Raw genomic sequence first — 10811 nt, forward strand, 5'->3', positions numbered from 1 at the left:
GGCTTTCGGCATGAAGGATGGAAAGCGCTTGCCACGCTAAGAGGGCACCACAGAGAGGTCAATAGAGAGGACCGAGGAGAAGAGGGTCGACAAACGGTTGCCAGGGCCGGACCCGTCCGCCGGGACCGCGGGTCCCGCCCGCCCGTGTCACCGGACCGGGCGGGCGGGACCCGGAGGCCGGACCGCCGGGGTCAGACCGCCGGGGTCAGACCGCCGGGGCGGGGTAGGTGGGGTACTCGACCCCGGAGACGTGCTGGACGACGCGGACGACCTGGCAGGAGTAGCCGAACTCGTTGTCGTACCACAGGTAGAGGATCGCGTTGTCGCCCTCGACCTTGGTGGCGCCCGCGTCGACGATCGAGGCGTTGCGCGAGCCGATGAAGTCGCTGGAGACGGCGTCGGGGGCGCTGATGAAGTCGATCTGGCGCTTGAGCGGCGAGGTCAGCGACACGTTGCGGAGGTAGTCGAGGACCTCCTCGCGGGTGGTCTCGCGGGCCAGTTGCAGGTTGAGGATCGCGATCGAGACGTCCGGCACGGGGACGCGGATGGAGCTGCCGGTGATCTTCGCCTTGAGGCCGGGCAGGGCCTTGGCGACGGCGGAGGCGGCGCCGGTCTCGGTGATGACCATGTTGAGCGGCGCCGAGCGGCCGCGGCGGTCGGACTTGTGGTAGTTGTCCAGCAGGTTCTGGTCGTTGGTGAACGAGTGGACGGTCTCCACGTGGCCGCGCAGGACGCCGTACTCGTCGGCCATCGCCTTCAGCGGCGGCACGATCGCGTTGGTGGTGCAGGAGGCGCAGGACAGGATCCGCTCGTCCGGCTTGATCGTCTCGTGGTTGACGCCGTGGACGATGTTGGGGACGTCGCCCTTGCCCGGTGCGGTCAGGACGACCTTGTCGACACCGGGGCGCAGGTGCTTGGACAGGCCCTCACGGTCGCGCCATCTGCCGGTGTTGTCGATGAGGATGGCGTTCTTGATGCCGTACGCCGTGTAGTCCACCGCCGTCGGGTCGTCGGAGTAGATCACCTGGATCTCGTTGCCGTTGGCGATGATCTTGTTGTTCGCCTCGTCGACGGTGATCGTGCCCTGGAACTGGCCGTGGATGGAGTCGCGGCGCAGCAGCGAGGCGCGCTTGACGAGGTCCGGGCCGGCGGCCTTGCGGACGACGATGGCGCGCAGTCGCAGGCCGTTGCCGGAGCCGGTCTTCTCGATGAGCAGGCGGGCGAGGAGGCGGCCGATGCGGCCGAAGCCGTAGAGGACCACATCGCGCGGCTCGCGGCACTTGATCTTGTTGTCGCCCGTGGCGCCGGCGACGGCCTCCGCGGTGAACTCCTCCACCGACAGCCCGCGGTCGTCGGCCCGGTACGTCGCGGCGAGCATGCCGATGTCGATCTGGGAGGGGCCGAGGTCCAGCGTGGTGAGGGCCTGCAGGAACGGCAGCGTCTCGGTGACCGAGAGTTCCTCGCCGGCGATCTGCCGGGCGAACCGGTGGGTCTTGAGGATGCTGACCACCGACTTGTTCACCAGGGAGCGGCTGTGGAGCAGGATCGTGACGTCCCGCTCCCGGTGCAGCTTCCCGATGATCGGGATCATCGACTCCGCGATCTCCTCGCGGTTCTTCCAGTTGGTGAACGAGTCCACGGTGGTAGTCACAGGTTCATCTTTCGAGCTAGGCGGTGCTCATATGTTAACCACCCCCTATTCTGATCACCCGGGCGGTACCGCCCTGACCGGGGGTGCCGCAACGGCGCCCGGCACCCGCCCTGTGTCACGGCCGCCGCGGGAGCCCCGGACGGCCGCCCGCCGGCGGGCCGGCCACGGGTGAGCGGCGCCCGCCGGCGGGGTACGGCCGGGTCAGTCGACGGCGCGGGCGCTGCCGCTGAGCGTGAACGCGGCCGGCCGGAGGAGTGCCGCCGGACGGGCCGGGCCCGTACGGCCCATCAGGACACGCCCGGCCGTGTCGGTAGCGGCTGCCGACTGTGCGGTGTAGCGTCGTGAACAGCAGTCGTGGTTCCGAAGTCTCGTTCGCCCGTGGTCACGATCACGGGCGTTCTCGCTGTTCAGCTCATCTCCGGACCAGGGCGATCACCTCCCGGGCCCACAGGACGGGTCCGGTCCCCAAGGAGAAGGAGACGGTCATGGCCAAGGGCACCGTGAAGTGGTTCAACAGTGAGAAGGGCTTCGGTTTCATCGAGCAGGAGGGCGGCGGCCCCGACGTCTTCGCCCACTACTCCAACATCGCGGCCCAGGGCTACCGCGAGCTGCACGAGGGCCAGAAGGTCGAGTTCGACGTCACCCAGGGCCAGAAGGGCCCGCAGGCGGAGAACATCCGCCCGGCCTGACCCCGGCACCGCCACGGGCCCGGCATCCCGATTCGGGTGCCGGGCCCGTCCCGTCCCCGGAGGCCGCTCCCGGAGGCCGTACGCGGAGGCCGTCCGCGCGGGCGGGACGGGAGGAGCGGCGAAGCACCTCCTCGGTGTGTACCGTGCGGTACACACCGAGGAGGTGGCCATGCCCCGAGTGACGCTGACCGCGGGCACCGTCGACTACACCGACACCGGGGGAGACGGGCCCGTCCTGGTCCTGCTCCACGGGGTGAACATGGACGGCACCCTGTGGCGGAAGGTCGTGGCCGAGCTCGGCCCCGGATACCGCTGCGTCTGCCCCACCCTGCCCCTGGGAAGCCACCGGCGGCCGATGGCGCGCCCCGACCTCGTCACACACCGCGGCGTCGCCTCGATGGTCGGCGAGCTGCTCGAGGCGCTCGACCTCCATGACGCCGTGCTCGTGCTCAACGACTGGGGCGGCGCCCAGTTCCTGATCGCGGACGGGCCCACGGACCGGATCGCCGGCCTGGTCCTCGTCGCCTGCGAGGCGTTCGACAACTTTCCCCCGGGCAGGCCCGGCAAGGCCGTGGCCCGCAGCGCGCGGTTCCCCGCGCTCCTGTGGCTCGCGATGCGGCTGCAGCGCTTCGGGTGGTTCCGGCGCGCGCCCGGCGCCTGGGGCTGGATGAGCAAGCGCCCGGTCCCCACCGAGGTGATGGACGCCTGGTTCCGCCCGGCCCTGACCGATCCCGGCGTACGGCGCGACCTGCGCACGTTCGCCCTCTCCACCCCTGCGGCGTCCGAGCTGCGTGCCCTTCCCGGCCGTCTGCGCGGCTTCGGCCGCCCGACCCTCGTGGTGTGGGCCACCGAGGACCGGCTGATGCCGCGCGAGCACGGTCCCCGGCTCGCCGCGCTCTTCCCGCGCTCGCGCCTGGTCGAGATCGACGACAGCTACACCCTCGTTCCCGAGGACCGGCCCGAGCGGCTGGCCGCCGAACTGGCGCGGTTCGTCCGCGACGACGTCGCCCCGCCCACCCGTCCGCACCCGCAGGAGCGCCGGGGGCCGCTGCCGGACGGAACGTGAAGCCGGGCGGGGCCCGCCCGGCCCGGCCACCGGATTACCGGAACGCCGGACCGCGGGGATTCGCACCGGGCGCGGTTCCGGCCGGTTCGTTTTCCGGCCCGGCCGTCGAATTCCGTTCGACGATCCATCACGCGTCGAACGCCGGTGGTCGAACGTCTCGGTTCCTGCCCGGAAGTCCATATTGCTGGACGGGCCTTTTCACCGGGCCCGCGCATCGGCCCTTGCGCCGTTGATCCGCCGCTGCGAACATCGCGGCGGAGCGGTATTTCCGGCGGGCCGCCGCGGTCGAACGCGCCCGCATTCGGTTCCATTTCCTTTCACCGTGCGATGTGACCACGAGGAGTGCGATGTCCGGTTTACGTGACAGAACGGGGAAGACCCGCCGGTGGGCCGGCCTGCTGACGAGCGGCGTCGTCACGCTGCTCGCCGGGCTGAGCGTGCTGGCCGCCGGCAGTCCCGGAGCGGCGGCCGACGCCGGGCACCGCAAACACGCCTCGAGTGCCGCGATGTCCCAGGTAGCCGCGATGCAGCCAGGCTGGAATCTCGGCAACTCCCTCGACGCCACCGGCAGCGACGAGACATCGTGGGGAAACCCCCGTATCACCGAGGAACTGCTCGACAACGTCAGGGCACAGGGTTTCAGGAGCATTCGCATTCCCGTGACATGGGGGCAGCACCAGGGCCCGGCACCGGATCACGCCCTTGACGCGGAATACCTCGACCGCGTCGAGGAGGTCGTCGACTGGGCACTGGCGGACGGCTTCCACGTCATGGTCAACATTCATCACGACTCCTGGCAGTGGATCGCGGACATGCCGTCCGACCGCGCCGGTGTGCTCGCCCGCTACAACGCCATCTGGGAGCAGCTGGCAGACACCTTCCGGGACCACCCCTCCAGGCTGGTGTTCGAAAGCGTCAACGAGCCGCAGTTCAACGGCGGCCCGGACGACGCCCGTAACGCGGCGCTGCTGGACGAGCTCAACACCTCGTTCCACCGCATCGTGCGCCAGTCCGGCGGCGGCAACGCCGACCGCCTGCTCGTCCTGCCGACCCTGCACACCTCCGCCGACCAGGCGCGGCTGGACGAACTGGCCGGCACCATCGACGCCCTCGGCGACCCCCGCGTCGCCGCGACCGTGCACTACTACGGCTACTGGCCCTTCAGCGTGAACGTCGCGGGCGGTACGCGCTTCGACGCCACCGCCCGGAAGGACCTCACGGACGCGTTCGACCGCGTCCACGACACCTTCGTGGCCCGGGGCGTCCCCGTGATCCTGGGCGAGTACGGCCTGCTGGGCTTCGACCGGCACACCGGCACCGTCCAGCAGGGCGAGAAGCTGAAGTTCTTCGAGTTCCTCGGCCACCACGCCCGCACCAGGAACATCACCACGATGCTGTGGGACAACGGCCAGCACTTCCAGCGCACCGGCTTCCGCTGGAACGACCCGGAGCTGTTCGCCCAGATCAGGTCCAGCTGGACGACCCGTTCCGGCACCGCCTCCTCCGACCAGGTCTTCAGCGCCCGCAGCGAGGCCGTCACCGGCAAGACGCTCACCCTGAACCTCAACGGCACCTCCTTCACCGGGCTGCGCCACGGCTCCACCGACCTGGTGCGCGGCAGGGACTACACCGTCCAGGGCGACCGGCTCACCATCACCGCCGCCGCGCTCACCCGGCTGAGCGGCTCCCGGGCCTACGGCACCAACGCGGTGCTGCACGCACGGTTCTCACGCGGCGTGCCCTGGCGGATCGACCTGATCACCCATGACACGCCCGTCCTGCGCGACGCGACCGGCACGACGGGGTCCTTCGCCGTCCCCACCGACTTCCGCGGCGACAGGCTCGCCACGATGGAGGCCAGGTACGCCGACGGAACCAACGCCGGTCCCCACGACTGGACCTCCTACAAGGAGTTCGACCGCGCGTTCGCGCCCGACTACGCGGGCGGTGCCACCGTCCTGACGCCCGACTTCTTCGCCGAGGTCAGGGACGGCGCCCGCGTGACGCTCACCTTCCACTACTGGAGCGGGGCGACGGTGACCTACCACGTCACCAAGTCCGGGACCTCGGTCACCGGCACCACCGCCTGACCGCCGCCGGCCCCGGGCGGGCGGATTGGCGCCCGCCCGGGGCCGGGGCGTCCCACGCCTCACAGGACGCGCTGCCCCTTGCCCAGCGCCACCACGCCGCTGTCCGAGACGGAGTACAGCTCCCGGTCGCGCTGCTCGTTGACCCCGACCGCGGCACCGGGGGGCACCTCTATGTGCTTGTCCAGGATCGCGCCCCGGACGATCGCACCGCGTCCCACACGCACGTTGTCGTGGAGGACGGAGTCCTGCACGACCGCCCCCTCCTCCACCACCACGCCGGGCGAGAGGACCGAGCGGGTCACCTGGCCGCGGATCAGGCAGCCCGCGCTGACGATGGACTCGCCCGCGATGCCACCGGCGTTGAACCGGGCCGGCGACAGCTGGCTGGAGTGGGTGTAGACCGGCCAGTCGCGGTTGTACAGGTTGAAGGCCGGGCGCTCGGCGATCAGGTCCATGTGGGCGTCGTAGTACGCGTCGAGGGTGCCCACGTCGCGCCAGTACCCCTGGTCGCGGGCGGTCTCGCCGGGCACGTGGTTGGTGCTGAAGTCGTACAGCTGCGCCTCGCCGCTCTCGGTGAGGATGGGCAGGATGGAGCCGCCCATGTCGTGCGCGGAGTTCTCGTCCTCGGCGTCCTTGAAGAGGGACTCCACCAGCGCCCTGGTGGTGAAGACGTAGTTGCCCATGGAGGCGAGGACGGAGTCGGGGTCGTCCTCCAGACCGGGCGGATCGGTGGGCTTCTCCAGGAAGCCCTCGACCGTCCGGCCGTCCGGACCGGGTTTGATGACGCCGAAGGCGGAGGACTCCGCGCGCGGCACCCGGATGCCGGCGACGGTGACCCCGGCCCCGCCGTCGATGTGCTGCCGCAGCATCTGCCGCGGGTCCATGCGGTAGACGTGGTCGGCGCCGAAGACCGCGATGTGGTCGGGGCGCTCGTCCATGACCAGGTTCAGCGACTGGAGGATGGCGTCGGCGCTGCCCAGGTACCAGTGGGGGCCGAGGCGCTGCTGGGCGGGCACGGGCGTGACGTAGTTGCCCAGCAGACTCGACATCCGCCAGGTGGTGGTGATGTGCCGGTCCAGCGAGTGCGACTTGTACTGGGTCAGGACGCAGATCCGCAGGATGTCGCCGTTGACCAGGTTGGACAGCACGAAGTCGACCAGGCGGTACGTCCCGCCGAAGACGACCGCGGGCTTGGCCCGGTCGGCCGTGAGCGGCATCAGCCGCTTGCCCGCTCCGCCGGCCAGCACGATTCCCAGTACCGAAGGTCCGCCGCGTCGCATCGCAGCTCCTCTCTCGCCTCCTCCGCCCCGGCCGCGTGCCCCGGGGCGGGGAGCCGCCTCGGCTCGCGGGCGAGGGGCTCGGCACGGGCGCCCGCACCGCCGCGGACGCCCGGCGGAAACCCCGCGGCGATCGGACCCGCGCTCATGCGGTCCCGTCCCCCGGACGTCCTTCTCCAGGGTCGCTCACCCGGCGCGGTCGCGAAAGTCGATCTCCCGCGCCCGCGGCCCCGCTCCCCCGCGGCGGCCGGCCGCACAGGCGGCCGGGAGCCGTACGCCGGCCCTACCCCACGAGCCGGAAGGCCAGGCAGGCCACGAGGGTGCGGTCGGTGACCGGGGTGCCGATCCGCTCCCAGAACCGGCGGTGGCCCTCGCGCCACTCCTCGAGGGAGGCGTCCCCCTCACCCTCGGCGGCAGCGTGTTCCCAGGTCACCTCGCCGAAGGGCCTGACCTCGACACCGGTGATCTCGACGGTGGCGACGCGCCGGCCGTGGTCGTCCAGCAGCGCCAGCCTCTCACCCGCGTACTCCAGTCCCTCCGCCTCCTGCGCGTACTCCTGGAGCAGACCGGTCGTGGCCGTCTTCGTCCCCGCGAGGACGAGCGCGTTCAGCCGGGCCCGCAGGCCTCCCGGTGTGCCCAGTTCCAGAGCGCGCATGCCGTCCACCCGGGGCCACATCCGTCCACCACCTCGTCTCCCGGCCGCCTCGGCACGTCCGTCGCCCCGTGCGGCCTCCTCGCGTGATCGTACGCACCCGGCCGGACCGGCCGGACCGACCGGGTGCGGCCGGACACCGGGCGAAGGCCCCGGTGAGCGGGCCGGTGGGCGGACCGGTCCCGGTGTCGGTGCGGCGTGGCATTCTGGCACCGGACCGATCACAGCCCACGGGAGCGGGAGCGCGGCATGATCTTTCGCCGTACCGAAGAGCACGTCGCCGTACGCTGCGGCACCTGCCCCGGCATGCCCCTGCTGCCCACCCCCTGCGACATCGACACCGGGAAGTGCCTGCGCTGCCAGGACAGAAGCCGCCCCCTGCCGGTCCCCCACCCCGAGGACCATCTGTGCGACGTGTGCCGCCGCGAGTGCCCCGACTGCGGCGCCCCCTCCGCCCAGGGCGGCCGGTGCCGGGCCTGCCGCGGCCTGTGCCGCACCTGCCACGCTCCGCTTCCCGCACGCCCCGGGGGCACGGCGGTGCGCGGAAGGTCCGGGCCGCGGAGTCCGGACGGCGCGGGCAGGCCCGGCGAGAGGGCCCCGCGGCGGGAACGGGTCTACTTCCCCCGGAGCCGGCTGGACGGCCAGTGCGACACCTGCCGGAACGCCCCCGATTCCGCCGACCCGGTCCGCGCCGTCCTCGCCGCCCTGCCGGACAAGGTCGTCCGCGCCTGCGGAGGCACCGCCCCTCCCGCCGTCGTCGACACCATCCGCGCCGAGCTGCGGTACCACACCGTCGCCCAGCTCACCGCCCGCGTCGACCGCCGCTGGTGGGGTGGCTGGGCCTCCCGCCCGCTGAGCCGGGAGGCGGACGAGCACCAGGACGGCCACCGGCCCGACCACGTGGCCGTATGGCTGCTGGCGCCCGGCGGCTGCCCGGCCCGCTGCGACGACGGCTGGACGCCCGGCGACCCCGACCTGCCCTGCCCTCTGTGCGCCGGCCGGCGCGGGGCCGGGCCCCGCCCCGCCGCCGGGAAGGGCGACGACCGGGAGGCGCCCGCCGCCACGCCCGCGGACCGCACCCCGACCGAAGCCGTCACCCACCGGCCCATGCCCGAGTGCGAGGGGCGCGACGGCTCCTGCGGCGTTCCCGTCGCCGCCCCGTACACCATGTGCCCGTCCTGCCTGGGCTGGCCCCGGTGCGCGTGCGGCCGCCGCTACGACCCTGCGCGGGCCGCCGCGTGCACCGCCTGCGCGGCGGACTGAGGGCAGGGATACCGGAGGAAGACCGGGACGCCCTCGCCGACGCGCTGCGCGATCCCGCCCACCCACTCGCGGCCGCCGCCGTCGACACCTTCGCCCACGAGCACGCCGCCTTCGCCTCGCCGCTCGTCGGCCTGCCCGGCGCCCTGCTCACCCCGCACGTCGCCGGAATGACCGAGGGCACCATGGCCGAGGCGGCCCTGCGCTGCGCCGACCACATCGCGGCACTCCTCGCCGGCCGCCCGGACGGTGTCCCCGTGGTGACGCGGTGAGGTGGTGCTTCTGGTGGCCGCCCTGCGCGGCGCTACGCCGCTCCCCTGGTCCGCCTGCCGTCACGACAGCGTGTCGGCGACCACCGACGCCGCTTTCGCGATCAGTTCGTCGTCGTGCTCGGCGTCCTCCTCGTCGCGGTCCGACATGATCGCCACGACGATGGGAGCGCCGCCGGGGGGCCACACCACGGCGATGTCGTTGCGCACCCCGTAGCCGCTGCCGGTCCCGGTCTTGTCGCCGACCACCCAGCCCCGGGGCACCCCGGCCCTGATGAGCCCGGCTCCGGTGACGTTGGTGCGCAGCCACTGCGCGAGCTGTGCGCGTTCACCCTCGCCGAGGACGTCCCCGAGGACGAACGCGCGCAGGTTCCCGGCGAAAGCGCGCGGCGTGCTCGTGTCCCGTGTCTCGCCCGGGGCCCACCGGCTCAGTTCCGGTTCACGGCGTTCCATCCGGGTGACGTCGTCACCGATCTCCTCCAGCACGGCGTCCAGTCCCCTGGGCCCGCCCACCGCGTCGAACAGCAGGTTGGCCGCGGTGTTGTCGCTGAAGCGGACGGCGGCCTCGCACAGTTCACGCAGGGTCATTCCGGTCCCGGTGTGCTTCCCGGTAACCGGGGAGTGCGGGACCAGGTCGTCCTCGGAGTACTCGACCACCTTCTCCATCCCTCCCGGGGAGTACTTCCGCAGCACGGCGCCGGCGGCCAGTGCCTTGAACGTGGAGGCGTAGGCGAATCGCTCGGTGTCGTTGTAGGCCACCTCCCGTCCGGTGCCGGTGTCCACGGCGTAGACGCCCAGCCGCGCGTCGAACTCGCGCTCCAGTGACCTGAGTTCACGGACGTACGGTTCCGCGGCCGCGGTCGGCTTCGGGGCTGTGCCCGAATCCGGGGCCGTACTCGGATCCGGGGCGGTGGCGGACGGGGACGGCGTGGCCGGGGAGGCGCCCTGTCCGCAGGCGGCGAGCGGGGTGAGGGCGAGCGCGGTGAGCGCGCCGAACAGGGCGCGCCGGGCACGGGTGTGCCTCATGGTCCGAACCTCCTGGGCGCCCGTACGCGGGGCGCGTGGCGGGACGGGGCGGTACGGTCCGCCCCGGTGCACGGTCATGGGTGACGGGACCACTCTCGCCTTCCGCCGCCGTGCGGTCCAATACGCCGGCGCGCCGCCGCGTGCCGAGTCGGCCGGGGACCTCTGCCGCATGCCCCGCTCCGGCTCCCGCGAACGGGCAAGGCCGCGGCGATCGGTGCGCGGCGCCCGCCCCGGTGTGCGGCGCCGGGTGAAGGAGCGGCCGGGATGACGCCCGTTCAGGGGCCGTTTTCGGCCTTTCCCGTTCCGGTCGCCTCAGCGCGCCCCGAGCAGGGGCCGACACCCCCTATCCTTCTACAGTCATGTAGAAAACCAGAGGGGGCCATGTGCGCTTCCCGCTGCCCGCGCATCCCGCGGGAGGGCGCGGAGGGCCATGGCCCATGGGAGCGGGTCGACGGGTGGTCGGTCAACGCGCGGACCGGCCGGTGCGGTTCCGGCCGGGGGCGCCGCGCCCGGTGGCACGGCTACGGCCCTCGTTCCGTCCGCACCGCGCTTCGCTCCCGCACCTCGCTCACACACCGTCAGCCTGGGAGGGCGTACGTGGCTTCGATCGACCTGGACAAGGTGCTGGACAAGGCATGGGCGGACAAGGCCCTGCCGGAGATACTCCAGGCACCCGTCTCCGCCCTGAAGGGCGTGTCCGACCACGACGGCGAACTGCTGGACCAGGCGTTCGGCGTGAAGACCGTGGCCGACCTGGCCAAGCTGAAGTACGTCCGCTGGGCCCAGGCCCTGGCCGCGCTGGACACCACCGCCAAGTAACCACCGAAGGCC

The 10811-nt window shown here is 72.4% G+C and carries 10 protein-coding genes; 6 read left to right on the forward strand and 4 right to left on the reverse strand.

Annotated elements, in window-relative coordinates; genetic code table 11:
* Positions 1 to 205: 205 nt before the first annotated feature.
* Positions 206 to 1651: a glyceraldehyde-3-phosphate dehydrogenase gene (locus ACLIYP_RS26800; protein ID WP_412715677.1), complete on the reverse strand. Its 1446-nt coding sequence runs from the start codon at positions 1649 to 1651 to the stop codon at positions 206 to 208.
* A gap of 485 nt (positions 1652 to 2136) precedes the next feature.
* Between ACLIYP_RS26800 and ACLIYP_RS26805 the strand changes: the two genes are divergently transcribed.
* The 3 genes from ACLIYP_RS26805 (at position 2137) to ACLIYP_RS26815 (ending at position 5496) form a co-directional block, all read left to right on the forward strand.
* Positions 2137 to 2340 (forward strand): cold-shock protein, encoded by a 204-nt coding sequence (locus tag ACLIYP_RS26805; protein ID WP_093658049.1) that lies wholly within the window; start codon positions 2137 to 2139, stop codon positions 2338 to 2340.
* 169 nt (positions 2341 to 2509) lie between these two features.
* Complete coding sequence (locus tag ACLIYP_RS26810) at positions 2510 to 3406, forward strand: alpha/beta fold hydrolase (RefSeq protein WP_412715678.1); 897 nt, start codon at positions 2510 to 2512, stop codon at positions 3404 to 3406.
* 347 nt (positions 3407 to 3753) lie between these two features.
* Positions 3754 to 5496: a cellulase family glycosylhydrolase gene (locus tag ACLIYP_RS26815; RefSeq protein ID WP_412715679.1), complete on the forward strand. Its 1743-nt coding sequence runs from the start codon at positions 3754 to 3756 to the stop codon at positions 5494 to 5496.
* A gap of 59 nt (positions 5497 to 5555) precedes the next feature.
* Here ACLIYP_RS26815 and glgC read toward each other — a convergent pair whose 3' ends face one another.
* Together glgC and ACLIYP_RS26825 are read right to left on the reverse strand one after the other, a co-directional pair.
* Complete coding sequence (gene glgC, locus ACLIYP_RS26820; RefSeq protein ID WP_412715680.1) at positions 5556 to 6776, reverse strand: glucose-1-phosphate adenylyltransferase; 1221 nt, start codon at positions 6774 to 6776, stop codon at positions 5556 to 5558.
* Between the two features lie 280 nt (positions 6777 to 7056).
* Positions 7057 to 7428, reverse strand: coding sequence for an ASCH domain-containing protein (locus tag ACLIYP_RS26825; protein WP_412715681.1), 372 nt, complete (start codon positions 7426 to 7428; stop codon positions 7057 to 7059).
* A 246-nt stretch (positions 7429 to 7674) separates the two neighbouring features.
* On the opposite strand from ACLIYP_RS26825, the gene ACLIYP_RS26830 reads away from it, so the two are divergent.
* Both ACLIYP_RS26830 and ACLIYP_RS26835 read left to right on the forward strand, forming a co-directional pair.
* Complete coding sequence (locus ACLIYP_RS26830) at positions 7675 to 8688, forward strand: hypothetical protein (protein WP_412715682.1); 1014 nt, start codon at positions 7675 to 7677, stop codon at positions 8686 to 8688.
* Positions 8664 to 8957 carry an NAD(P)-dependent oxidoreductase gene (locus ACLIYP_RS26835; protein WP_412715683.1) on the forward strand — a complete coding sequence of 98 codons (294 nt, stop codon included), beginning with the start codon at positions 8664 to 8666 and terminating at the stop codon, positions 8955 to 8957. The genes ACLIYP_RS26830 and ACLIYP_RS26835 overlap by 25 nt, the downstream gene beginning before the upstream one ends.
* Before the next feature lie 60 nt (positions 8958 to 9017).
* Here ACLIYP_RS26835 and bla read toward each other — a convergent pair whose 3' ends face one another.
* Positions 9018 to 9980 (reverse strand): class A beta-lactamase, encoded by a 963-nt coding sequence (gene bla, locus ACLIYP_RS26840; protein WP_412715684.1) that lies wholly within the window; start codon positions 9978 to 9980, stop codon positions 9018 to 9020.
* A 597-nt stretch (positions 9981 to 10577) separates the two neighbouring features.
* Between bla and ACLIYP_RS26845 the strand changes: the two genes are divergently transcribed.
* Complete coding sequence (locus ACLIYP_RS26845) at positions 10578 to 10799, forward strand: hypothetical protein (RefSeq protein WP_412715685.1); 222 nt, start codon at positions 10578 to 10580, stop codon at positions 10797 to 10799.
* Positions 10800 to 10811 lie beyond the last annotated feature (12 nt).

Source organism: Streptomyces nanhaiensis, assembly GCF_046614825.1.
In the GTDB taxonomy this organism is placed as follows: domain Bacteria; phylum Actinomycetota; class Actinomycetes; order Streptomycetales; family Streptomycetaceae; genus Streptomyces; species Streptomyces radiopugnans.

Excerpts from the sequence above, each read along its gene's own strand:
- ACLIYP_RS26825 (WP_412715681.1), bottom strand. The coding sequence starts at position 7,428 with ATGCGCGCTCTGGAACTGGGCACACCGGGAGGCCTGCGGGCCCGGCTG.
- ACLIYP_RS26815 (WP_412715679.1), top strand. The coding sequence starts at position 3,754 with ATGTCCGGTTTACGTGACAGAACGGGGAAGACCCGCCGGTGGGCCGGC.
- bla (WP_412715684.1), bottom strand. The coding sequence starts at position 9,980 with ATGAGGCACACCCGTGCCCGGCGCGCCCTGTTCGGCGCGCTCACCGCG.
- ACLIYP_RS26810 (WP_412715678.1), top strand. The coding sequence starts at position 2,510 with ATGCCCCGAGTGACGCTGACCGCGGGCACCGTCGACTACACCGACACC.
- ACLIYP_RS26830 (WP_412715682.1), top strand. The coding sequence starts at position 7,675 with ATGATCTTTCGCCGTACCGAAGAGCACGTCGCCGTACGCTGCGGCACC.
- glgC (WP_412715680.1), bottom strand. The coding sequence starts at position 6,776 with ATGCGACGCGGCGGACCTTCGGTACTGGGAATCGTGCTGGCCGGCGGA.
- ACLIYP_RS26805 (WP_093658049.1), top strand. The coding sequence starts at position 2,137 with ATGGCCAAGGGCACCGTGAAGTGGTTCAACAGTGAGAAGGGCTTCGGT.